Source organism: Haloleucobacter albus (assembly GCF_052492075.1).
Window position 1 is genome coordinate 173,510 of sequence record NZ_JBQWAS010000030.1, and the last position, 23,493, is coordinate 197,002.

General features: G+C 63.3%; 20 protein-coding genes. 6 read left to right on the forward strand and 14 right to left on the reverse strand.

The features are described 5' to 3' along the window. Nucleotide 1: 1 nt before the first annotated feature. Genes ACT6QH_RS14305 through ACT6QH_RS14325 form a run of 5 tightly spaced genes read right to left on the reverse strand, consistent with a single transcriptional unit; the run spans nt 2 to nt 5,855 of the window. Nucleotides 2–2,122: a tetratricopeptide repeat protein gene (locus ACT6QH_RS14305; protein ID WP_444975500.1), complete on the reverse strand. Its 2,121-nt coding sequence runs from the start codon at nt 2,120–2,122 to the stop codon at nt 2–4. Continuing rightward, nucleotides 2,119–3,126 (reverse strand): vWA domain-containing protein, encoded by a 1,008-nt coding sequence (locus ACT6QH_RS14310; protein ID WP_444975501.1) that lies wholly within the window; start codon nt 3,124–3,126, stop codon nt 2,119–2,121. Before ACT6QH_RS14310 ends, ACT6QH_RS14305 begins: the two co-directional genes overlap by 4 nt. After that, entirely contained in the window at nt 3,123–3,728 is a 606-nt protein-coding gene (locus ACT6QH_RS14315; RefSeq protein WP_444975502.1) for a DUF4381 domain-containing protein, read from the reverse strand. The genes ACT6QH_RS14310 and ACT6QH_RS14315 overlap by 4 nt, the downstream gene beginning before the upstream one ends. Next, the gene (locus tag ACT6QH_RS14320) at nt 3,728–4,753 is read right to left on the reverse strand and encodes a DUF58 domain-containing protein (RefSeq protein WP_444975503.1); all 1,026 of its coding nucleotides are present in this window, start codon (nt 4,751–4,753) and stop codon (nt 3,728–3,730) included. Before ACT6QH_RS14320 ends, ACT6QH_RS14315 begins: the two co-directional genes overlap by 1 nt. Before the next feature lie 16 nt (nt 4,754–4,769). Then, nucleotides 4,770–5,855 (reverse strand): AAA family ATPase, encoded by a 1,086-nt coding sequence (locus ACT6QH_RS14325; protein WP_444975504.1) that lies wholly within the window; start codon nt 5,853–5,855, stop codon nt 4,770–4,772. A gap of 433 nt (nt 5,856–6,288) precedes the next feature. On the opposite strand from ACT6QH_RS14325, the gene ACT6QH_RS14330 reads away from it, so the two are divergent. Continuing rightward, nucleotides 6,289–7,584, forward strand: coding sequence for a DUF2778 domain-containing protein (locus ACT6QH_RS14330; protein WP_444975505.1), 1,296 nt, complete (start codon nt 6,289–6,291; stop codon nt 7,582–7,584). Between the two features lie 95 nt (nt 7,585–7,679). Here ACT6QH_RS14330 and rfbA read toward each other — a convergent pair whose 3' ends face one another. From rfbA to ACT6QH_RS14350, 4 genes are all read right to left on the reverse strand, one after another. Beyond that, nucleotides 7,680–8,555, reverse strand: a complete 876-nt coding sequence (gene rfbA / locus ACT6QH_RS14335; RefSeq protein ID WP_444975506.1) for a glucose-1-phosphate thymidylyltransferase RfbA — start codon at nt 8,553–8,555, stop codon at nt 7,680–7,682. Nucleotides 8,556–8,602: 47 nt separating this feature from the next. Continuing rightward, entirely contained in the window at nt 8,603–9,667 is a 1,065-nt protein-coding gene (gene rfbB / locus ACT6QH_RS14340; RefSeq protein ID WP_444975507.1) for a dTDP-glucose 4,6-dehydratase, read from the reverse strand. A gap of 31 nt (nt 9,668–9,698) precedes the next feature. Next, nucleotides 9,699–10,259, reverse strand: coding sequence for a dTDP-4-dehydrorhamnose 3,5-epimerase (rfbC, locus tag ACT6QH_RS14345; protein WP_444975508.1), 561 nt, complete (start codon nt 10,257–10,259; stop codon nt 9,699–9,701). A 130-nt stretch (nt 10,260–10,389) separates the two neighbouring features. Then, on the reverse strand, nt 10,390–11,853 hold the full coding sequence (locus tag ACT6QH_RS14350; protein WP_444975563.1) for an FAD-binding oxidoreductase: 1,464 nt from the start codon (nt 11,851–11,853) through the stop codon (nt 10,390–10,392). Between the two features lie 193 nt (nt 11,854–12,046). Between ACT6QH_RS14350 and rimM the strand changes: the two genes are divergently transcribed. Next, a complete protein-coding gene (gene rimM, locus ACT6QH_RS14355; RefSeq protein ID WP_444975509.1) occupies nt 12,047–12,631 on the forward strand; it encodes a ribosome maturation factor RimM in 585 nt (194 codons plus the stop codon). 197 nt (nt 12,632–12,828) lie between these two features. On the opposite strand, the gene ahcY is transcribed toward rimM, so the two are convergent. Beyond that, on the reverse strand, nt 12,829–14,226 hold the full coding sequence (gene ahcY / locus ACT6QH_RS14360) for an adenosylhomocysteinase (RefSeq protein ID WP_444975510.1): 1,398 nt from the start codon (nt 14,224–14,226) through the stop codon (nt 12,829–12,831). A gap of 589 nt (nt 14,227–14,815) precedes the next feature. On the opposite strand from ahcY, the gene ACT6QH_RS14365 reads away from it, so the two are divergent. Then, complete coding sequence (locus ACT6QH_RS14365) at nt 14,816–15,400, forward strand: CarD family transcriptional regulator (RefSeq protein WP_444975511.1); 585 nt, start codon at nt 14,816–14,818, stop codon at nt 15,398–15,400. Nucleotides 15,401–15,518: 118 nt separating this feature from the next. Here the strand turns inward: ACT6QH_RS14365 and ACT6QH_RS14370 are convergent, their stop codons facing one another. Both ACT6QH_RS14370 and ACT6QH_RS14375 read right to left on the reverse strand, forming a co-directional pair. Continuing rightward, the gene (locus ACT6QH_RS14370; RefSeq protein ID WP_444975512.1) at nt 15,519–15,809 is read right to left on the reverse strand and encodes a hypothetical protein; all 291 of its coding nucleotides are present in this window, start codon (nt 15,807–15,809) and stop codon (nt 15,519–15,521) included. A gap of 196 nt (nt 15,810–16,005) precedes the next feature. Continuing rightward, on the reverse strand, nt 16,006–17,676 hold the full coding sequence (locus tag ACT6QH_RS14375; RefSeq protein ID WP_444975513.1) for a gamma-glutamyltransferase family protein: 1,671 nt from the start codon (nt 17,674–17,676) through the stop codon (nt 16,006–16,008). A gap of 141 nt (nt 17,677–17,817) precedes the next feature. On the opposite strand from ACT6QH_RS14375, the gene ACT6QH_RS14380 reads away from it, so the two are divergent. From ACT6QH_RS14380 to ACT6QH_RS14390, 3 genes are all read left to right on the forward strand, one after another. Continuing rightward, nucleotides 17,818–18,066, forward strand: coding sequence for a hypothetical protein (locus ACT6QH_RS14380; protein WP_444975514.1), 249 nt, complete (start codon nt 17,818–17,820; stop codon nt 18,064–18,066). Nucleotides 18,067–18,574: 508 nt separating this feature from the next. Then, nucleotides 18,575–19,237: a cold-shock protein gene (locus ACT6QH_RS14385; RefSeq protein ID WP_444975515.1), complete on the forward strand. Its 663-nt coding sequence runs from the start codon at nt 18,575–18,577 to the stop codon at nt 19,235–19,237. Nucleotides 19,238–19,432: 195 nt separating this feature from the next. Next, complete coding sequence (locus ACT6QH_RS14390; RefSeq protein WP_444975516.1) at nt 19,433–19,624, forward strand: hypothetical protein; 192 nt, start codon at nt 19,433–19,435, stop codon at nt 19,622–19,624. A 314-nt stretch (nt 19,625–19,938) separates the two neighbouring features. Here ACT6QH_RS14390 and yihA read toward each other — a convergent pair whose 3' ends face one another. Together yihA and ACT6QH_RS14400 are read right to left on the reverse strand one after the other, a co-directional pair. Then, on the reverse strand, nt 19,939–20,595 hold the full coding sequence (gene yihA / locus ACT6QH_RS14395) for a ribosome biogenesis GTP-binding protein YihA/YsxC (protein WP_444975564.1): 657 nt from the start codon (nt 20,593–20,595) through the stop codon (nt 19,939–19,941). A 170-nt stretch (nt 20,596–20,765) separates the two neighbouring features. Next, entirely contained in the window at nt 20,766–23,468 is a 2,703-nt protein-coding gene (locus ACT6QH_RS14400; protein ID WP_444975517.1) for a transglycosylase domain-containing protein, read from the reverse strand. Nucleotides 23,469–23,493 lie beyond the last annotated feature (25 nt).

Here is a 23,493-nt window from a genome sequence, read left to right on the forward strand (position 1 = left end):
CTCACTCTTCTCCGACACTGACAGGCCCGCCATCATAATAAGCGCGAATGCGTGCGCGCAGCAGGCCGGAGGGGTCATCCGGCACCATGCGCAGGGCCTGTTCGCTATTCTGGTCCTGCTCGGTCATCGGGCGGGCATTGACGGATGTGGAGCCGCCTGCTGCATCGGCGCCTTCCTTTTGCCCGGCGGTGTCTGGTCCGCCTTGCTCTGGGCCGGCTTCCTGCGGGTCATCGGCCGGCTGGGCGGGTGCAGGCTCTTGCGGGGGGGATTGGTCTTTCTGCGCGGGTTGATCCTGCGGCGGGTGCTGCTCGTCCTGCTTGTCCTTGCCTTCCTCCTGCTGGTTCTGATCCTGCTGCTGATCGGAGCCGGGCGCGTTGTCTGGCCGGGGGGGCTGTTGCGGAGCCTTTTGCGGGTTGCTGCCTTCCTGCCCGTCCTTCCGGTCGCCCGGCTGCTGTTCCGGCTGGGGGGGCTGGCCCGGATTCTGCGCATCCTGCTTTTGGGGCTGGGGTTCATTCTCCCCATCCTCGGGCTTGGATTCCTGCGGCTGATTGTCCTGTTTCTGATCTTGCTGCTGCGGGCTCTGCTGCTGGGAATCCTGCTGCTGGTCCTGCGAGCCGGAGCCCCCGGAATTGCCTGGCCCACCCCCATTGTCTGGCGGGGGCTCATCCTGCTGCTTTTTCAGAAGCTCGGCGATGAGGTCACGGTTGAACAGGGCGTCGGCGTCATCAGGCCGGGCGGCGAGGGCGGCGTCGTAGGCGGTCAGCGCCTCTTCCAGCTTGCCAGCGCGGGCGAGGGCATTGCCGCGGTTGTAATCCGCATTCGGCACATGCGCATAGGCCTGCGCGGCGGCCTCATACCGGCCGGCCTTGTAGAGGGCGCTGGCGCGCCAGGCCGGATCTTCAAAGCGCTGTGCAGCATCGCTGAAATCACCCAGCTCGAAAGCCTGCGCGCCCTGCTGGTCTGGCCGTTGCCACAGATTGCGCCAGCGCTCCATTTCCGGCGGTGAGGCGGGCAAAGGCGGGGCGGCAGAGGTTGGGGTGGAGGCCGTCTGTGGTGTCCGTTCCCGTGCCTGTAGCTGTGCCTCTTGTGCCAGTGCGGAGGGCGCGCCAAGCGGTAGAAAAAGGGCGAGTATCAGCCCGGCCAGCCAGCCACGACGGAAGGCCAGCGCTCCCATCACCAGAAGTGGCAGCAACAGCCATGGCCCCATATCCTGCCATGTGTCGGCTGTCAGGCCGGTATCATGCAGTGGATTGGAGGCCGAGGCCCGCGCCGGGCCGGTGAAGATGGTGTCCAGATCCGTATCGTCGATGGACATGGGCGCGAGCGCGCCTTTGCCGGCATCCGCCGCCGCCTGCAAGGCGTCTTCGGCATCGGGGCTCGTCTCGCCGATTGAAATGAAGCTGACCGTATAACCAGCCTGTTCCGCCATTTCGGCCGCGCGGAGGGTGGCTCCGGGCTGATCGCCGGCATCATGGGTCAGCAGCACGATGCGCCCGGTGGTGGCTCCGGCCCCTTGCAGCAGGGCGATAGCCTGGGTGATGGCGCGTTCCGGCCGATCCTGCGGCACGGGCATAAGATCGGTGGAGAGTTCCGGCAGCATGGCCGCGATAATGCGGGCATCTTCCGTCAACGGTGCGGCCACGAAGGGCCTGTCTGCATAGACGATGAAACCCACCTGCCCGCCGCGCATCCGCTGGAGAATATCCTCCATCTTGTGCCGGGCGGCGACAAGGCGGCTGGGGGAGGTGTCTGTCATGTCCATGCCGGGGGCAAGGCTCAGCGCCAGTACGGTCGGGTCCAGCCGGTCGAGCGCCGGGGTGGGCAGCTTGCGCCAGGTGGGGCCGGCCATGGCCAGGCTGGCCAGCACCCAGCCGAGCAGAAGCAGCAGCGCCGGCCAGCGCCCGCCGCCCGCTTTTGCGCCATTCTTCTGGCCTGCACGCCTGCCGCCAATGGCCAGATGCGCCAGCAGGTGGGTATCCACAATGCCGGTCCAGTCACTGCGTCCGCGCCTCAGACCGCGCCCGGCCAGTAATGCCACCAGAAACGCCGGCAGTAGTGCCAGCAACCATTCGGGGCGCAGAAAATGAAAACTCGCTGGCAGAAGGGAGAGACCATCCATCATGGTTGCGTCTCCTGCTTCACACGCCGGGGCCGGGCGGAGAACAGGCCCATATAAAGGCCCATGAGAAGGCTCAGCGCCAATGCCGCCCCCAGAGGCCATGGAAACAGACTCACCGTGGGGTGGAGAAAGAGCGGATCTCCGGCGGTCGGTTCCAGCTTGTTGATGTCTTCATAGATGGCGGCGAGCCCCGCCGTATCCCGCGCGCGAAAATAGCGTCCGCCCGTCATCTGCGCGATATCCGCCAGGGTCTTCTCATCCAGATCGTTGGAGGCGTTCACCATCCACATATTGCCGGCGGAGGCGTCGGCCCCCACGCCGATGGTGTAGATTTTTACATGCTCGCGCTTCGCGATTCCGGCGGCCTGCATCGGCCCCAAAACACCGGCCGTATTGGCTCCATCGGTGAGCAGAATGAGCACGCGTTGGTCTTCCGGCCGGTCCCGCAGGGTTTTTACCGCAAGGCCGATCGCATCGCCAATTGCGGTTTCCTGCCCCGTCATGGCGATGGAGGCTTGCGACAGCAGGCTGCGCACGGCGTTACGATCAAAGGTGAGAGGGGCCTGAATATAGGCGCGTGTGCCGAACAGGATCAGCCCCACGCGGTCGCCGCTACGGCGGGCGATGAAATCATCCGCCACAGTCTTCACCACGGTGAGGCGATCCAGCGGCATGCCGCTGACGGAGAAATCGCGCCGCGCCATGGAGCCGGAAAGATCCACCGCCATCATCAGATCGCGTCCTTCCACCGGAATGGGCACGGGCGGGCCGATATAGGCCGGGCGGGCGGCGGCCACCACCAGCAAAATCCAGATCAGGCTCATCAGGGCCAGCCGTCCGCGCCGGGGTTTGCGCCCGCCCGGAGCCAGAAGACCTTCCGTCACCAGATCACGGAAGAAGGGCACGCGCAGCGCACCAGCCTTGCGCGGCTGCACCGCCGGCAGCAGGCGCATCAGAAGAGGCAGGGGAAGGGCGGCCAGTGCCCAGAGCCACTGAAAGCTGATCATGCGTTGCTCCGCACCCAGCGTTGGGCGGCCTTCAGCAGTGTGGCCCGCAGCACCGTATCCGCAGCATTGGCTGTCTGCATATCCTGGGGAGGCAGATAGGGGGCCTGTGCCACCAACAGGGCCAGTTCTTCCGGCAAACCGGTCTTTCCAGCCTGAAGGAACGTCTGCCATGGCGGGCCTGCGAGCGCGGCCTCATGGGTTTTGCCCCGGCTCACCAGAATGCGGCGGAACACGGTGGCGGCTGCGGCTGCCGTGGCCCGGCTGCCGGCATTGTGCGTTTCGGCCTCCAGCGTTTTCAGCGCCTTGTAGGCGAGGGAGTGTCGCCAGCGCCATTCGCGCCACAGCAGAAACAGCACGAGAAACAGTGCAAGCCCGGCCAGAATGAACCAGCCCGGAGCCGGTGGCCAGAAGGGTACATCCGGCGGCAGATGAATATCGCGCAGGCGCTCCAGCGGGTCCTGCCCCGGATCGAGCGACAAGGGCGCATCCGGCCGCAGCAGATCCAGAGGAACGCTGTTCTCGGGTGTGAGGGGCACGGCTTGTTGGGCCGAGAGAGGAGCCGTTGCCGGGGTGGCCTGAGCGGGAGGAAGAGGCTGCGCCATCAGGCTGCCACCCCGCGATGGGGCGCACCCGGTTGCGTCTTGCGTCCCGCCCTGCCCCGCGCCGACCCCATGGCGCCCATCTGGCCGGGCATCAGGATGATGCCGGGGTCTTCATCCGTACGCAGGGGCAGGAAGGCGATGCCCATGCGGCGGCAGAATTGTTCGACACGCGCCCGCCTTGCCGCGAAATGGGCTGCCCATGTCTTGTGCTGTATGCGGTTGCCGGCATCCAGCAGGGCCACTTCTTCGCCATCGCTGAGGCGGAAATGGCCGCGCTGGGGCAGTTGTTCCTCCAGCTTGTCATGAATGAACAGGGCCGTGACCTGCTGGGCGGCGGCCAGACGGTTCAGGGCGATTTGTGCGGTATCGTTGAAATCGTCAAAATCGCTGATGAGGAAAATCAGTGTGCCGGGGCGTGAGGCGATGCGCAGATGGTCCAGCGCCGTGGCGAGGTCTGGTTCCATATCGGGAGAGGGCGGGGCGGGTGCATCCTCCTCCAGCGCCAGCCCGCTGCGTGTGGCCTGCGAGAGCGCCTTGAGAAAATGCAGAATGCGTCTGCGGCTGCGTTCGGGGCGATAGGCGGAAAGCCCATCAGGTGAGAGCAGCACGCCGCCCACCCTGTCATGCCCGGCCAGCCCCACCCAGGTGAGCATTGCCGCCACCCGCGCGGCCTGCACCGATTTGAAGCGCTCACGGGTGCCGAAGCGCATGGCGTGGCGCGCATCCATCAGCAGCAGCACGGGGCGCTCGCGCTCTTCCTGAAACAGCTTGGTGTGGGTACGCCCGGTGCGGGCGGTCACCCGCCAGTCAATGGTGCGGATATCGTCACCGGGCTGGTAGGCGCGCACCTCGTCAAATTCCATGCCGCGCCCGCGAAAGGCGGAGCGGTGGCCGCCAAACTGGTGGGTGCGCACCTTGCCACCAGGCGCAAAGCCACCCAGCCCTTCGGCCGGCTGCATGGCGATCAGCTCATCCAGAGGGGCGAACAGCCCGTAATGGGGGTGGGGGCGCAGGGAGGCGGCCATCGGCACTGTCCGCTCTTCAGCCCACCGGCACGCGGGCCAGAAGGGCTTCCAGAAATGTATCGCTGCTCATGCCATCGGCCTGCGCCTCGAAGCTCAGCAGCACGCGATGGCGCAGCACCGGCAGCAGTACGGCCTGCACATCCTCGGGCACCACATAATCACGCCCGGCCAGCCAGGCCTGCGCGCGGGCGCAGCGATCCAGCGCAATGGTGCCGCGCGGGCTGGCACCGAACGAGACCAGCCCTTCCAGGTCTGCCCCATAAAGGGTGGGGTTGCGGGTGGCATGAACGAATTGCAGCAGATATTCTTCCACCGCTTCAGACATATAGGTGGCGAGTGCCGCCTGTCGGGCCGCGAAGATGACATTCTGCGGCAGTGGCGTGCCGAACTCCACTGTCTCGCCATGGGCCTCTCCGCGCACGAGGCGCAGAATCTGCCGTTCGGCGGCAAGGTCGGGATAATCAATCTTCACATGCAGAAGAAAGCGGTCGAGCTGGGCTTCCGGCAACGGATAGGTGCCTTCCTGCTCAATGGGGTTTTGTGTCGCCATCACGAGGAAGAGCTGGGGCAGGGGATAGGTGACCCCGCCCACCGTGACCTGCCGCTCGGCCATGGCTTCCAGCAGGGCGGCCTGCACCTTGGCCGGGGCACGGTTGATTTCGTCGGCCAGAATGAAATTGTGAAACACCGGGCCGGGCTGGAAGCGGAAGCTGCCATCTTCCGGGCGGTAGATATCCGTGCCGGTGAGGTCGGAGGGCAAAAGATCCGGCGTGAACTGGATGCGCTGGTCGTCGCAGTCGATCGCCTGGGCCAGCGCCTTGATGGCCTTGGTCTTGGCCAGGCCCGGCGCGCCTTCCACCAGCAGGTGGCCATCCGCCAGCACGGAAACCAGCAGCAGGCGCACGAAATCCGCCTGCCCCAGAATGCAGCGGTTCATATGCTCGGCCAGACGGTTGAAGGCTGTCAGAAGCTCGTCCGGCGTCTGGGCCCCTCCGGTTTTGGCGGGTCCGGTCTGTGTCGGTGTTATCGTCCCGGGCGGCTCGGAACCGGAAGAACGGGCTTGCGCGCGGGCGATCTGGCCAGCATCAAATGGGGAGGTCATGAATGGAGCGTTCCGGTTCCAACCTTGAAACTGTGAGCCTTATAGCGCGCACCACAGGCACGACGCATCCTCTTCGAGGCGGGCAGGTTGTGAATGCCGCCCCAAGGGTGGGGATACGACCGGGTGAGGGCCTGCCGGAAGGCTGTGGAGTCACGGTTTTACGAGGGCAAGACTATATTTACCAAAACAGCCCAAACTGCGGCATGAGTGGCGGCATGTGGCTCTTGCAGCCCCCATGTTTCGTCGGGAGTGCAATGAAAGCCGGCTATTTTTGAAGCCTGCGGCCCGCAAAATGCGAAAAAAGCCGCGCTTGGCCTCAAAAGTGACGGAATGATTTGAATTGTGAGCCGTGAACAGTGCCGGGCCTGATGATATGTTCGGGCTGGGCATGGGGGCGGCCATTCATGCGGACATCTGTTCGAGAACGGGGATCATGACGCATCCGATGTGGGACCGGAATGAAGAGCGGCACCATGGCCGGGCTGGCCATGATGACGACGATCAGGTTTCGGCCGGTCGGTTCTTCCGCCCTGAGCGGGAGGATGAAGACCCGGCCGGATGGGCCCGGACCGACTGGTCGCAATCGGCCCCCGATGAGGACATGATGGATGAGCCCGCCAGCCGACAGGGCTGGTTTGATGCTCTGGGCAAAAGCCGTTTTGGCCGTTTGATGCCGGTGGCGGCCATTGGTCTCGGCGTTGTTGGCGTGGCATTGCTGGTGGCGACACAGGGCGTTGCCTGGATCAGTTCCTCCCCTGATATCGAGACATCTCCGGTTTCCGCGGAGCTTTCCGGTGCAGAGACGGACACCTTGGCCCAGATGCGGCGTGAGCCGGTGACGAACCGTTATTCCATGGCTTCTGTCGGTGGGGTGGTGGGCGATACGGCCGGCCTCCCGCCATCCGGGTGGGTGGATATTGACCCTAACTGGGTGTTGCGTTCGCCTTCTTCCGGTGTGGCCGGGCGCTTTTCGGGGATGATTGTTTCGCGGGATGTCGCGCCTGAGGCGCGCGTTGTGGTGAGCGTGCCGGTGCCGGCGCCCAACCCCATGGGGGCGACGGATACGCCCCTGCTGGATTCGGACATGGCCACTGCGCCGTTGCCGCTGAGCCACCCGCTGGGGCGGAGTGAACGCCAGCAAATGGCTTCACTCGGGCGCACCGAGGCACCGCCCGAGGCATCCGCGACAGCCCCTGCCGCGCGCTCGCCCGAGCGGGTTGCGCCGCCGCGCCGCACGACGCCGCCCGGTCGCATTCCCAGCCATACCAATGTGACCTTGCCGACGCGGGAAAACCGGTTCGCGGTCTATGATATTTCAGGGCAGGTCGTGTACATGCCCAATGGCGACCAGCTTGAGGCTCATTCCGGCCTTGGCGACAAATTTGACAATCCGCGTTATGTCGCGGTGCGCAATCTGGGGCCGACGCCGCCGAATACCTATCGCCTCACTCCGCGTGAAGCGCTGTTCCATGGCGTAGCCGCATTGCGCATGCATCCGGTCGGGTCCGGGCGCATGTATGGGCGCAACGGCTTCCTGACGCACAGCTATCTGATGGGCGCGCGCGGGGATTCCAACGGCTGCATTTCCTTCAAGGATTATGATCGCTTCCTGGCCGCTTATCGGCGGGGTGAGATCACCCATATGGTGGTGGTGACCAGCCTGCCGGATGATGTGAAACCAGCCCGCAGCAAGAATCTGTTCTCCTGGCTGCTGCCGCGCGGCGGGTGATAGGACAGTTTCCCGCGCATTAAATGCAAAAGGGGCTGGCCCGGAAGGCCAGCCCCTTTTTATTTCTTCCCTTGCAGATCAGTGCAGCCTGCGGCTCAGAGTTCATTCTCACGCGCGAGGCGCATGAGATACTGGCCATAATCACTTTTGCCGAGCTTCTGGCCGAGGGCGAAGAGGGTGCTGGCGTCGATGAGGCCCTTGTTGAAGGCGATTTCCTCGGGCGAGGCCACGCGCAGGCCCTGACGCTTCTCGATGGTGCGCACGAAGGTGGCTGCATCTACAAGGCTGTCATGGGTGCCGGTATCAAGCCAGGCATAGCCGCGGCCCATCTTCTCCACATGAAGTTGGCCGCGCTCCAGATAAGCCTTGTTCACATCTGTGATTTCCAGCTCGCCGCGTGCAGAGGGCTTGAGGTTGGCGGCGATCTCCACCACCTGCGCATCATAGAAATAGAGGCCTGTCACCGCCCAGTTGGAACGCGGCTCTTTCGGCTTCTCCTCAATGGACAGCGCCTGGCCGGACTTGTCGAACTCCACAATGCCGTAGCGTTCGGGATCATTCACATAATAGGCGAATACGGTGGCACCTTCGGGGCGGGCGGTGGCGGCGTCCAGCAGCTTGGGCAGGCCGTGGCCGTGGTAGATATTGTCGCCCAGAATCAGCGCGGAGGGCTGGCCGGCGACAAAATCCGCCCCGATGATATAGGCCTGCGCCAGACCATCCGGGCTGGGCTGCTCGGCATAGGAGAATTCGAGCCCCCACTGGCTGCCATCGCCCAGCAGGCGCTGGAACTGCGGCAGATCATGCGGGGTGGAGATGATGAGGATCTCGGTGATGCCCGCCAGCATCAGCACGCTGAGCGGGTAGTAGATCATCGGCTTGTCATAGACCGGCATGAGCTGCTTGGAGGTGACAAGCGTGAGCGGGTGAAGGCGCGTGCCGCTGCCGCCCGCCAGAATGATGCCCTTCATGGCCTTTTCTCCTGTGTCGCGCCATTGGCGCGCAATCTTTCCGGGGCTCAGGCGCCCTTTTTCTCTTCGACGAGGCCGAGGCGCTCACCGCCATACACCTTGGAACGCAGCGGGCCCCACCACCATTCATTATCAAGATACCACTGCACGGTCTTCTCAAGGCCAGTGTCGAAATTCTCCTGCGCCTTCCAGCCCAGTTCGGTTTCGAGCTTGGTGGCGTCGATGGCGTAGCGATGATCGTGGCCGGGGCGGTCTGTCACGAAGGTGATGAGGTCACGCCGGGGCTTCTGCGCCGGACGCAGCCGGTCCAGCGTATCGCAGATGGTCTCGACCACCTGAAGGTTCGAGCGTTCATTGCGCCCACCCACATTATAGGTTTCGCCCAGCCGGCCGGTGGTGAGGATGGTGAGCAGGGCGCGGGCATGGTCTTCCACAAACAGCCAGTCGCGCACATTCGAGCCATCGCCATAAACCGGCAGGGGCTTGCCATCCAGCGCATTGAGGATCACCAGCGGAATGAGCTTTTCCGGGAAGTGATAGGGCCCGTAATTGTTGGAGCAGTTGGAGACCACAACCGGCAGCCCATAAGTGCGGTGCCAGGCCACGGCGAGATGGTCTGATGCCGCCTTCGAGGCCGAGTAGGGCGAAGAGGGGTCATAGGGCGTGGTTTCGGTGAACAGGCCATCCACGCCCAGTGAGCCATAGACCTCATCGGTGGAGACATGCAGGAAGCGGAAGGCTTCCTTCGCCGCGCCCTCCAGTGCGTTCCAGCGGGCGCGGGCGGCTTCCAGCATCACATGGGTGCCGAGCACATTGGTCTCGATGAAGGCGCGTGAGCCGGAGATGGAGCGATCCACATGGCTTTCGGCGGCCAGATGCATCACGGCATCCGGTTGCGTCTCCTCGAATATGGCCCCGATGGCCGTCGCATCGCAGATATCGGCCTGAAAGAAGCGATAGCGCGGATCATTGTCGATGGCCTTCAGCGAGGCGAGATTGCCCGCATAGGTCAGCTTGTCGACATTGATGACCTCATGGGCCGTATCGCGGATGAGATGGCGGCACACGGCCGAACCGATGAAGCCGGCCCCGCCGGTCACGAGAATACGCATGTCAGTTCACTTTCCGCCGTGGGGCGCTGGCTCAGCCATAGGTGAAATAGGCGGGCAGATCACGCAGGCGCGGCAGCGCCTGATCCTTGCCGGACAGCACCGGACCTTCAGCCCCCACAGGCCATTCAATGCCCAGATCAGGGTCGTTCCAGATCACGCCGCCATCATCCTGCGGGCTGTAATAATCGGTGACCTTGTAGAGAAACTCGACATTCTCCGTCAGCGTGCAGAAGGCATGCAGGAAGCCTTCGGGAATCCAGAGTTGCGCGCCATTGTCCGCGCTCAGTTCCACTGCCACATGCTTGCCAAAGGTGGGTGAGCCATGGCGGATATCCACCGCCACATCCAGCACTGCCCCACGCACCACGCGCACCAGCTTGCCCTGGGCTGTTGGCGGTTTCTGGAAATGCAGGCCGCGCAGCGTGCCCTTCGCGCCGGAAAGCGAGTGGTTGTCCTGAACAAAGGTGACATTCGCCACCTGTTCGCGGAACAGGCGATCATTCCAGGTTTCGCTGAAGAAACCACGGTGATCCCCAAACCGCGCCGGCGTCACAAGTTTCACGCCCGGAATATCAAACTCTCGCACGTCCACAATGGGCTCCTCGGGCTATTGGCAGGCGGCACACGAGCAGACGCATGCGCCATGGAGAATATGTGCGGATGGATACCCTCAATCGTCGTTCAGCGCTATGCCCTGCGTGAGAACCGCATCCACGCTTGCTTCATGGACGAGAAGGCTCATGGTGCAGCACCTTTCCGGGGTTCATCAGCCCTTGCGGGTCCAGCGCCTGTTTCAGCGTGGCCATCAGGGCGAGGGCCGAAGGGGGCTTGTAGCGGGCCAGTTCCTCGCGCTTGAGCAGGCCGATGCCATGCTCGGCCGAAATGGAACCTTCCATCCCGGCCACCAGATCATGCACAATGCGGTTGAATTCCTCCCAGCGGGCGATGAAGGCGGCCTTGTCCATGCCCACCGGCTGGGTGAGATTGAAGTGGATATTGCCATCGCCCATATGGCCGAAGGCGCAGACGCGCAGGCCCGGCAGCCGCGCCTCGCACAGGGCGCTGGCCTCGGTGACGAAATCGGCCACACGCGAGACCGGCACGGAGACATCATGCTTGATGGAGCCACCTTCTCCCTTCTGCGCTTCGGAAAGGCTCTCCCGCAGTTTCCACAAGGCATCGGCCTGCGTCTCGCTGGTGGCGATCACGGCGTCTTCCAACTCCCCGGCTTCCATGGCCTCGGCGAACACCTCTTCGGCCAGCCGGGTGAGATCATCCCTGCGCCGGGTGGAGGTGAGCTCCACCAGCACATAGGTGGCGTGGGGCGCGCCTAGCGGGTCGCGCGTGCCGGGAATATGCTTCAGCACCGTTTCCAGTCCGAAGCGGGGCAGAAACTCGAAACCGGTAAGCGCATCCCCCGCCACATCGCGCAGGCGACGGAACAGGGCCAGCGCGGCATGCGGGCCGGGTACGCCGGCAAAGGCCGTCATGCGCGCGCGTGGGGCGGGGAAGAGGCGCAGGCTGGCGGCGGTGATGATGCCCAGCGTGCCCTCGGCCCCGATGAACAGGTCTTTCAGATCATAGCCGGTATTGTCCTTGCGCAGGCGGGAGAGGCCATTCCAGATGCGCCCATCGGGCAGCACTACTTCAAGGCCCAGCGTCAGCTCACGCATATTGCCATAGCGCAGAACGGCGGTGCCGCCGGCATTGGTGGAGAGATTTCCTCCAATGCAGCAAGTGCCTTCCGAGGCGATGGAAAGAGGAAACAGGCAGCCTTGCGCCCGCGCGGCCTTCTGCACTTCATGCAGGGTGCAGCCAGCTTCGGCGATCATGGTGAGATCCAGCGGGCTGAGCTGACGGATTTGTTTCATGCGGGACAGGCTGATGAGCAGGCCACCAAAGGGAATCTGCCCGCCCACATGGCCGGTATTGCCGCCTTGTGGCACCAGCGGCACGCCTTCATTGGCGCAGGCGGCGACGATGAAGGCGACCTCATCCGTCGTGCCGGGCAGAAGCATGGCCGGGCTGCTGCCGCGAAACAGTCCGCGCCCTTCAACCAGATGCGGGGCCAGCCTCTCCGCATCCCGCACCACATGCGATGCGCCGATGCGCGCCGCAATACGGGTCAGCAGGGGGGCGATGCGGGAGGGGTCTGGAATGTAGGAGGCGGGATTCTGGATCGACATACCGGCACAGTGCCGCAAGGCGGGGCGGGCAGCAAGGCGGCAGCTCATGTGGCAGGATCATGCGGCAGGCTTATGCGCGATGCCGGGGCGGGGGGGATCGGCGACGGCGCATTTGCCCTTGCCTCGCCGCCTGTGATGGGCCAATCCATCGGATCATCCATTGTTCCTGCCGAGCCGGAGGCCCCATTCCTTCATGACCGAGCGCATTCTAGTTGCCCGCATTGGCGCGCCCCACGGGGTGCGTGGCGAGGTTCGCCTGTTTGTCTTCACCGAAGATCCGCTGGACCTGCCGGATTATGCCCCGCTGACCAGCAGTGACGGCCGGCGCAGCTTCGCCATCACCTCCATGCGCCCGGCCAAGGATCATTTCGTGGCCCGTCTGGAAGGCGTGGATGACCGCACCGCCGCTGAGGCGCTGACCAATATGGAACTGTTTCTGCCCCGCGCAGCCTTGCCGGAGCCGGAGGATGAGGAGACCTTCTACCATGCCGACCTGATCGGCTTGCGGGTGGAGGATGAAGCCGGCGGCCTGCTGGGCGAGGTGGTGGCGCTTTATGATTTTGGCGCCGGGGATGTGCTGGAATATCAGCCGGTTTCGCGTCCTGCTCCCACAGAGGGGCGTCGTCGTGGGCCGAAGGGGGGCACGCTGATGGTGCCCTTCACCCGGCTGGCGGTGCCGGTGGTGGATGTGGCCGGAGGCAAGGTGGTTCTGGCCACTGATTTCGTCGATACAGGCGAGGATGACGAAGCCCCACCGGAAGAGGCGGACAAGGACTGAAGCGCCAGTCTTTTGGGTGGAAGATCGCGAAGATGGAACGAAAAGGCCGGAGGCCCCAGCAGGGCTCCGGCCTTTTTCATGCGGAACGCTTCACCTCAATGCAAAACACCGGCCCGAAGGCCGGTGTTTCATGCTGTGCGATGCCGGTTGGTCAATTCTCCCGGCAAGGTCGCGTGGCCGGGCCACGCGACGATGAATCAGTAGCGATAATGCTCGGGCTTGTACGGGCCGTTCTGCGGCACACCGATATAGGCAGCCTGCTCATCGGAGAGCACGGAGAGCTTTACGCCGATCTTTTCGAGATGCAGCTTGGCCACCTTCTCATCCAGATGCTTGGGCAGCGTGAACACTTCCTTGGCATACTGGCCAGGCTTGGTGAACAGCTCGATCTGCGCCAGCGTCTGGTTGGTGAAGGAGGCGCTCATCACGAAGCTCGGATGGCCGGTGGCGTTGCCGAGATTCACAAGACGGCCTTCGGAGAGCAGGATAATGCGGCGGCCGGTGGGGAACTCGATCTCGTCCACCTGCGGCTTCACATTGCTCCACTTGAAGTTCTTCAGGCCGGCAACCTGAATCTCGCTGTCGAAGTGGCCGATATTGCAGACGATGGCGCGGTCCTTCATGGCCCGCATGTGGTCCACCGTGATGACGTCGATATTGCCGGTGGTGGTCACGAAGATGTCGGCGCGCGGTGCGGCATCTTCCATGGTGGTGACTTCATAGCCTTCCATCGCGGCCTGGAGCGCGCAGATCGGGTCGACTTCGGACACCAGCACGCGGCAGCCGGCATTGCGCAGCGAGGCGGCGGAGCCCTTGCCCACATCGCCGAAGCCGGCGACCATGGCGACCTTGCCGGCCATCATCACGTCGGTACCACGGCGGATACCATCCACCAGAGATTCGCGGCAGCCATAGAGATTGTCGAACTTCGACTTGGTGACGCTGTCATTCACATTGATGGCGGGCCACAGCAGCGTGCCCTTCTTCTGCATTTCGTACAAGCGATGCACGCCCGTGGTGGTTTCTTCCGTCACGCCCTGAATGTTCTTGGCGATTTCGGAGTAGAAGCCGGGCTTTTCCTTCAGGCGGCGCTTGATGGCGGCGAAGAGGACGCTTTCTTCCTCGTTGGTCGCGTTTTCAAGGAAGGCGGTGTCGCCCTCTTCGGCGCGCTTGCCAAGATGGATGAGCAGGGTGGCGTCGCCGCCATCATCCAGAATCATGTTCGGGGTGCCGCCGTCGGCCCACTCGAAGATGCGGTGGGTGTATTCCCAGTAGTCTTCCAGGCTCTCGCCCTTCACCGCGAACACCGGGGTGCCGGTGGCGGCGATGGCGGCGGCGGCGTGGTCCTGCGTGGAGTAGATGTTGCAAGAGGCCCAGCGCACATCTGCGCCCAGCGCCTTCAGCGTCTCGATGAGAACGCCGGTCTGGATGGTCATGTGGAGCGAGCCGGCAATGCGCGCGCCCTTCAGGGGCTGGCTTGCGCCATATTCGGCGCGGGTGGCCATCAGGCCCGGCATTTCGGTTTCGGCGATATCCAGCTCCTTGCGACCCCAGTCGGCAAGGGAGATGTCTTTCACCACATAATCATTGCTCATGGCACTACTCCTGGCGCTTCCGCCCGCTGGAACCGGCCCGGAAGGGGCGCGGGGCACTGGCGGTTGCGGTGCAGCGCAGCGGCGGGATGGACTGACGGGGGCTTAACATGCCCCGCGACATAGGGCAATCGACATATAAGGAAATGTTTATATCGCAGGCGGCGCGCACGGGGGCAGCGGGGCGCGAAAGCCCGCACAAGCCCTGCATTCACCTGTAACCGCACGCCTTCGGGCCTCTTGCCGGCTTCCTTGGATTTTTGCGAAAGTTGTGATATACGGGGCTTTACAGTCGATTGTTTCCACCACAACTGCATACGCGCGCATCAGGCGCATATCTCGGGGATAGAGGGCGAGTTCTGCGTGTCAACCGCACTGCGGCACGGCGCGGCAAGCTGGTGTTGCCATCGACTGGCAGAGCGGGCCATCGGGTGAAAACGACGCACTTGCTATGCGTTGCTACATCACCCCATGGCCTATGTCCACAGTACGCGGCGCGCGCTTCCCGGAAACCGGACTGGCCAGAGACCGGCCGGGGAAACGCAGCGCCAACAGGTTCGGCCTCCGGGCCGGATCGGGAGTGGTCCAGAGCATGTCGACCAAGAAGAATCCGCAAACCCGTCTCGGTTTCAAGACGGGTGAGCATATCGTCTACCCCTCTCACGGCGTCGGCCGAATCATGGCCATTGAGGAACAGGAAGTCGCCGGTTTCAAGCTCGAATTGTTCGTCATCTCCTTCGAAAAGGACAAGATGACCCTTCGGGTCCCGCTTCCCAAGATTGCCAGCGTTGGCATGCGCAAACTTTCCGAAACCAACATTGTGGAAAAGTCGCTGGAGACCCTCCAGGGCCGAGCCCGCGTCAAGCGCACCATGTGGAGCCGCCGCGCGCAGGAATATGAAGCCAAGATCAATTCCGGTGATCTGGTGGCCATTTCGGAAGTGGTGCGCGACCTGTATCGCTCCGACACCCAGCCCGAACAGTCCTATTCCGAACGTCAGCTTTATGAAGCCGCGCTGGACCGCATGGCCCGCGAGCTTTCCGCCGTGCAGAACCTGACCGAGACCGAGGCCATCAAGCTCATCGAGCAGAATCTGCTCAAGGGCCCGCGTCGTGGCCCGGCCAAGGCGGCCGAGGAAGTCGAGGCCGAGGAGACGGATGAGGAAGAGGCCGCGTGAGCCCTGAAGGGCGACGCGCGTTTCTTTCAAAGCAAAAGCCCGGCGCGAGCCGGGCTTTTTCGTTTCATCTTCATGCGGCGCGTACAGGACTGGCGCGCGGCCCGCTTGCATTGCGGCTTTACTGCTCAGGTCTCCAGCCATCCGAATAGAGACAGGAGCGTGTCAGCGTTTCGCGTGCATCAGCATTGACATCGCGCGTGCTGGTGACGGGTGGGTTCCACACCTTCTCGCGGTGACAGAACTTGGCGCTGTTCGAGGCGTTTGAAATGCAGGTCTCCGGGCCATCGGAATAATAGGCTTGCCGGGAAATATAGGTTTCCCGCTGCGCGGGCATCTGAAGATAGGCTTCCGCCTTGCACCTCTCCAGAGCAACGTCAAAATCCTGCGCCGAAGCGCCAGGCTTCGTCATCCGCTCGATACAGCCCGTAAGTGTCAGTGCGCACCCCGCGACAGCCAATATCCGCAAGAATAGCATGTAACCCCCAGATCTCATTTTTCTAAGGGAGAGACAGTAGAGGGAATTCCATGCAGGCGCATGACAAATAAAGGTTATGCGGATAATCCCTCTATGCTCGGAGAAATTGTAGTGCGGATGCTTTGCAATTCTACAGCCCGAGTGCGTTGCCATCAGAGCGGGGGTCGTGAGCGCCATCCAGTCCACCGCGCGGATGCAGCACCACAGCGCCGGCGTGGCCCATGGTATCGCTATAGGCTTCCGGCAGAACCTGAAGATCATGCCCGGCCTGTGCCAGCGCTTCCACCAGATCTTCGCGAAAGCCGTTTTCCAGCCGCAAGGCATGGGTGGTATCGCCCCAGGTGCGGCCCAGCAGCCAGCGCGGGCGGGCAATCGCTTCACCCAGAGGTACGTCGAACAGCACATGGCGCGTAAACAGGGCCGCCTGCGTCTGCGGCTGACCTTCGCCGCCCATGGTGCCATAGGCCATGATGCGACCGTCTTTCAGTTCGGCCAGCGCCGGGTTGAGGGTATGGAAGGGCCGGCGGCCCGGCTTGAGAGGATGGGGTGCGGTGGGGTCCAGAGAGAAGCTTACTCCCCGGTTCTGCATCAGGACGCCAGTGGCGGGCAGCACGCAGCCGGAGCCGAACTCGAAATAGATGGACTGGATGTAGGAGACGACGAGGCCTGAGGAATCGGCGGCCCCCAACCAGATGGTGTCACCCGGCCGGCCGGGTCGGGGCCAGGGCAGGGCGCGGCCCATATTGATTTTTCGGGCCATCGCGGCGAGCGTATCGGCGGCGAGCAGGCGCTCGACATCCACCGGATGATGCAGAGGGTCACGCACATGGGTGTCGCGCACCATGAAGGCCTGCTTGGTGGCTTCCACCAGCCCGTGCAGATGCGCGAAGCTTTCCGGGGCGATGCCATCCGGCGCGGCTGCGGCGAGGCGCTCGAACAGGCCCAGAATAATGAGCGAGGCCAGCCCCTGGGTGGGCGGCGGGGCGTTCCACAGTGTGCCGATCTGGAGCGGCAGGCGCAGCGCCGGTTCCACGCGCGCTATATAATGCGATAGATCCTCCCGCGTGACAGGACTGCCGATATGGTCGAGGTCCGCAGCGATTTCGCGTCCAACATCACCATTGTAGAAATCGCGCAGGCCCGCGCGCGAGAGATGTTCCAGCGTATCCGCCAAGCGGGGCTGATGCAGAATATGGCCGGGGTTGGGGGCTTTCGCCGTGCCGTCTTCAGCGCGCTCCAGAAAGGTTGAGGCGAATCCGGGAACGGGGCTCAGCGCTTCCAGATGGGTTTGCGCCATGCGGGAGAAGGATTCAGAAACGGGCGCGCCGTTCTTCGCATAGCGTATGGCAGGTTCCAGAAGGCGGGGCAGGCTGATATGTGCCCCCCGGACCTGAGACACTCGGGAAACCTGATGCGCGGCGTCCAGCGCCAGTTCCCAGCCGCTGACAGCGCCCGGCACGGTGAGTGCCGCCAATGGTCCACGTGCGGGAATGTGCTCCAGCCCGAGATCGCGATAATGGGGGATGCTGGCTTTGGCGCCGGCAAAGCCGCAGGCCGAGATGAAGCGCACGCGCCCATGAGGGAGGCGGATGAGCCAGAAGCCGTCGCCGCCCAGATGGTTCATGTGCGGATACAGTACGGCAATGGCTGCGGCTGCGGCGATGGCCGCTTCCAGCGCGTTTCCGCCTTCGGCAAGAATCTCCTGTCCGGCCTGGGTGGCCAGCCGGTGGGGGGTGGCGATCATGCCATGGGCCGCACGGGTGCTTTCGTGTGCATGGGGCGGCAGATGGGGTGTCGCCATGGGTTTCCCTCTCCTGAGCTGGCCGGTTCTGGCCGGGGGCTCTCAATCCGTCTTGACCTTGAAGGCCGTGCGGCGCACTTTCCGCACCTCATAGCCCATTGTAGGGCGTGGGGCGAAGAGCCTCATGGCAGGAGGATCATTATGGCCGGGCAGAACAGCGGACGGGTGAACTGGGGTAGTGTGGTTTCCGTCGGTTCCGCCACGATTCTCGTGCTGACACAGGTGGTCGCGCTGGCTGTGGCCGCAGGCTGGGCGCTGGGTGGCCTTCTCAATATTGGCAATATGGGCGAAATGGCGCTGATGGCGCTGTTTACGCTGCTCGCGCTTTATGGCTCCTGGCGATATTTCCGCCTGGCCGTCGTGGCGGAGCCGCTGCGTTATCCAGGCTGAGCCTGATTTTTCAGGCTTGTTCTGTCGCTATTTTGCCGATTCAGCATTGCGATGATGCACTTTGCAAAATTGCCCGACGCTGAATTTGCATGCGTCTGCGGCGGCGGAAAAGATGCGGATTTTGGAAAATGCGGTTATTTTGCAGTAACTTGCTGATATTCCGACATCGCTTTGACGTAAGGGCAAAGGGGGCCTGCCGTGCCGCCAGCCGATAAAAAACTGCTGAAACGCCTGAACTTCAATATTCATGTACCAAATGGAACGGGTTTCGTGTTAGTCTCATGGCGGTCGGTGAAAAGCGCATGAACGCTATTGTTTGTGTGCAAAAAGAACCGGCCTTGTCCATTAGGCTGTAAGGCAGGAAACAGGTGGCTGGGTTGAGCGTTGATCGAAGGTGCATTCAAGACGCCCGGACAGTGCATCCCAATCTGCACAGCAGACGCACCAGATTCAGCAGTGGTGGAAAGCCCTGAGCCGAAATTGGCGATTGACCTCAACGGAAATACACATGAGCCGTAACCGAGACTTCCGAGAGCCGCGCCGCCGTGGCTTTGACGACGACTTTGCGCCGCCGCGTGATCGCGGCTTCGGAGGGGACCGTCCTTATTCTTCGCCGAGTAATTTCGGCGCGCCTGTTCCGTCGGGGCCGACCATCGACGCAACTGTGAAATGGTTTAATCCGGACAAGGGTTTCGGCTTTGTTGAGCTGGCCGATGGTTCGGGTGACGTGTTCCTCCATGCGCGCGCTCTGGAAGCCGCCGGCCAGGACAGCGTCCCCCCCGGCTCCCGCCTTTCCGTGCGTGTGGGACAGGGCCAGAAGGGCCGTCAGGTGACCGAGGTGCTCGACGTCGACACCTCCACCGCTGAGCCCGAGGCCCCCCGCCGCAGCTTCGGTGCTGCTCCCGGTGGTGCCCCGCGCATGGGTGGCGGTGGCCCCCGTGCCGCTTCCGGCCCGACCGAAGAGCGCGTCGGCACCGTGAAGTGGTACAACCCGGACAAGGGTTTCGGCTTCATCGCAGTTGACGGCGGCGGCAAGGACGTTTTCGTCCACGTCACCGTGATCTCCCGCTCCGGTCTGGCTGATCTGGCCGAAGGTCAGCGTGTTCTGGTGCAGGTGGGTCAGGGGCCGAAGGGTCCTGAAGCTCGCGGCATCGAACTGGCCGACGACTGAGCAATGTAAAAACGACGCGCGCCACTGGAAACAGCTGGCGCGCGTTGTCGTTTGCGCATTCTTGCACATCCCGATATATGTTCAAGACAGGCCATTGGCCCGTGCATGGAAGCGCCGATGCGAGCGGAGCAGTGCCCGCAATGCTGAAATGGGCATTTGAGCCCATAGGCTTTTGAATGTGGAGTTCCCAGACCGATGACGCAGCAGCTTGAGGCAGAACTGGCTAGTCTCCTCGAACGTCTCAAGAACGCCCAGCGTGAGCTGGTCATCACCGCAGCCAAGGCGAACACCCTGCCTTCTGATGGCATGCTGCGCAAGATTTCGGAGCTTGAGGGCGTGATTGCCGCTACCGAAGCGGTGATGGAAGAAGAGCGCCTTCGGCGCTGACGCCTTTTGACGTTTCCAGAACGGATGCCAATGGAACCGGCAGGCAGGCGCTTGCCGGTTTTTTGCATTTTCGGCGCCGAATTCCGAATGGTATCGGATGTGTCCGCAGGCAGGAGCTGTTTCTGCACCTTGTTTTTGCAGAATTGGGCGAAGTGAAAAGCTGAGGCGGATGCATGCCTCTGCCCGTTTGCGGATGAAGCGCTTTATTTTGCAGTCCAGCGCCTCACCTCTTCACAAGCCGACATGCTCCGCAGTCCATGAGGACAGCATGCCATTCCAGCCATATGCGCCTGTTGCGCTGGCCCGCCCCTGTCTTAGCTGCGTTCCTGAATCAGCCGGGCAATAGCCCCGCGCAGTTCAGCAAAGCCTTCACCTGTCTGGCTGGAGGTGGGATAGACCTCGGGATAGGCGGCGGGGCGCTTCCTGATCTTTTCCTTCACTCCGGCCACCACTTCCGGCAGTGCCGTGGGCTTGACCTGATCGACCTTGGTCAGCACGATGGCGTAGGAAACGGCTGCCGTATCCAGTAGGTCGAAAATTTCCTCATCCACCGGCTTCACGCCATGGCGGGAATCAATCAGCACGAACACTCGTCCGAGATTGACGCGCCCACGCAGATAGGAGCGGATGGTGCGCGTCCACGCCTCCACCTTCTCCTTGGGTGCCTTGGCAAAACCATAACCGGGCATATCCACCAGGCGCAGGTCGGGGCCAGCCTGAAAATAGATCAACTCCTGTGTGCGCCCCGGTGTCACCGAGGTGCGGGCCAGTGACTTACGGCCCGTCAGCGCATTCACCAGCGAGGATTTGCCGACATTGGAGCGCCCCACCAGCGCGACTTCCAGCCCTTCCATCGGGGGCAGGGTTTCCATGGTGGGGGCAGCCCAGATGAAGTTCCACTCACCAGCAAACAGCTTGCGCCCCTGCTCGATCAGCGGTGCGGGAGTATTGGTGCTGTTTTTGTCCGGCATGGGAGCGTTGGCAGTGCCGGGGGCGGTCTTGTGCGGAGGTGTCGTCATGCTTCGCTTATCCCCGAGGGCGCGGCAGGGCGCAAGCGCAATCACAGGTGATGGCTTGCGCAGGTGCTGCTTGCGAAGAGCCCGCAAAAACCGGGCTCGCTTGTGAAAGCCTCCGGCCGGGCCTATCCACCCCCGCCGAAGAAATTGTTGAGCCAACCCTCAATCGTATTGGCTTGCTGCCCGCCACGGGCGGGCTGGGGCTGTTGCTGGCGCGGGGCAGGTGGCTGTGCCCCTTCCACCAGTTCGCCGAAGAGGGAGGAGGGCTGATCTTCCGGCATGGTGCCGGGCGGCAACAGCGAGCCGCCGGGTTCGCCATAGCCAATGCCGCCAAAGCCGGCCGTACGCGAGCCGCCGGGCAGTTCCGCTACCGGCACATTCTTGTGTGCCGTCTGCATGTAGCGGCTCCAGATTTCGGCCGGAAGATTGCTGCCTGAAGCCCGCTTGGTGGGAGAGGAATCATCATTGCCCAGCCATACGGCCGTGACGAGATGGGCCGTGTAGCCCACGAACCACGCATCCCGGTAGCTCTGGGAGGTGCCGGTCTTGCCCGCTGCTTCCCAGCCGGGCAGGCTGGCGCGCTTGCCGGTGCCTGTCACCAGTGTTTCTGCCAGCATGTGGTTCATCATGGCAGCATAATGCACATCCATCACCCGGCCGGGGCCGGTGCCCTGGCGGTGATAAAGAATCTTGCCGTCAGGCCCCGTCACCGTATCAATGATATGAGGAATGACGCCGATGCCACCATTGGAGAAGGGCACATAGGCCGAGGCCAGCTCCAGCACCGAAACCTCGGATGTGCCCAGTGCGATAGAGGGATTGGGAGCCAGAGGCGAGGTGATGCCCAGCCGGTGTGCTGTCTTCACTACCGTTTCCGGCCCAAGATCCAGCGTGAGACGCACGGCCACCGTGTTGAGGGAGAGTGCGAGCGCATTTTGCAGCGTCACAGCCCCAAGATAGCGATGGCTCGCATTCTCCGGCTTCCAGCCCTTGAGCTGAAGTGGCGCATCCTCCATCACTGATTCGGGCACAAGGCCGGCCTCCAGCGCGGAAAGATAGATGAAAGGCTTGAAGGCCGAGCCCGGCTGGCGGCGCGCGGTGACGGCGCGGTTATACTGGCTGTCCTCATAAGAACGCCCGCCCACAAGCGCGCGCACAGCACCATGCGGGTCCATCGAAACCAGCGCGCCCTGCCCCACCCTGTATTTCGCGCCGGATTTGTCGAGTACGCCGGAAAGGGCGCTTTGTGCGGTGCGCTGTAGGGTTGGATCAATGGTGGTGCGCACGGTCACATCACCGCTGATGGGCCCGACATAGGAGTCCAGCTGGTCCATCACCCAATCGGCCACATAGCCGATGGAATCCGGCGTCTTGGCCTTGGCCAGAGTGGCGGGATGGGCGAGAGCGGTCTTCAGCGTTTCTTCCGAGATGCGGCCCTGCTGCTCCATCACTTTCAGCACCAGGGCCGCGCGGGCCTGTGCGCCCTTCAGGTTGCGCGTGGGGGCAAGGCGGGAGGGGGAGTTCACCAACCCCGCCAGCATGGCTGCTTCCGACAGGGTGACCTGCCGGGCCGATTTGCCAAAATAGCGCTGGGAGGCGGCTTCAACCCCATAAGCCCCGGCACCGAAATAGACGCGGTTGAGATACAGATCGAGAATCTGCTGCTTGGAATAATTGGCCTCCAGCCACAGAGCGAGAATCACCTCCTGCACTTTGCGCGAGAAGGTGCGCTCCTGTGTGAGAAAGAGATTCTTGGCCAATTGCTGGGTAAGGGTGGAGCCCCCCTGCCGGACGCGCCGGGAGGTGAGATTGGTGAAGATGGCGCGCGCCAGCCCTTCCGGGTCCAGCCCGAAATGGGAATAGAAGCGCTGGTCCTCAATCGCCACGAAGGCTTTAGGCAGATAGGGCGGCAATTCGCTGATAGGCACGGCCACGCCGCCCATATCGCCTCGCACGGCAAGAATTTTGCCGTCCTCGCCCTGAATGGTCACGGTTGGCGGGCGCTTGGGGATCATCAGCGTCTGCATGGGGGGCAGCTTGGAGGCTTCATAGGCCACAAGCCCAGCTACGCCGATGGCTGCCCAGAAGGCAAAGATGAAGCCCCATTTTACCAGCCCCCAGAACAGGGAGCGACGCTTGCGCGGTCGTTTGCCCGCGCCTTTTGCCGTCTTCCCTGTTCCCCTGCCACCATCTCCGCCTCGGCCCCTTCCAGAGCCATTGCCGGACCCGCCGCCGGTTTTGCGGGGGCGCCGGGCCGGGCGTTCTGCCGGAGGGGCAGGGCGTTCGGCCGTCAGCGTCTTGCGTGGACGGGCAGAGCTGCCTGCTGCGCGGATTTCATCTTGCGACAGGTCGAGATCCAGATCATCCGGCGTCAGGCTTCGGGGCTGGTTCTCGCGCGTGCCGGCCTTGAAAAACTGCGGGGCGCGCTGGCCATGAGGCGTAGTGCCATCCCAGTCGGGATGGTCACGCATAGAGCTTGTTTGCGGCTCCACATTGCCCCCCATGGCCGGTTCGCGACGGAGCGGGGGTTGCTGGCGGCGTGGGGCCTTGCGTGATGGCTTTTGACGGGGGAGACGGCTGGCCGAGCGATCTTCCGGGTTCAGACGAATATCGAAGGGAGAGGTGGGCATATCCGGTTCTTCAGCCTGTGCGGCGGTAAAAGTCGGTTCGCGCCCCATGCCTTGGTGGGCATGCTCCCGATGGGGCTTGAGGCTCGGCTCATGCCGTGCGGCGCTGCGCAGCCGGGCTGCGAAGCCGCGCTTGCGTCCCCCCTCCGGCGCGTCGTCCTGCTCGTGATCTTGTCCGTGATCCTGCCCTTGTACCACCATGAAAATCCGTGCTGCCTGTGCGGAA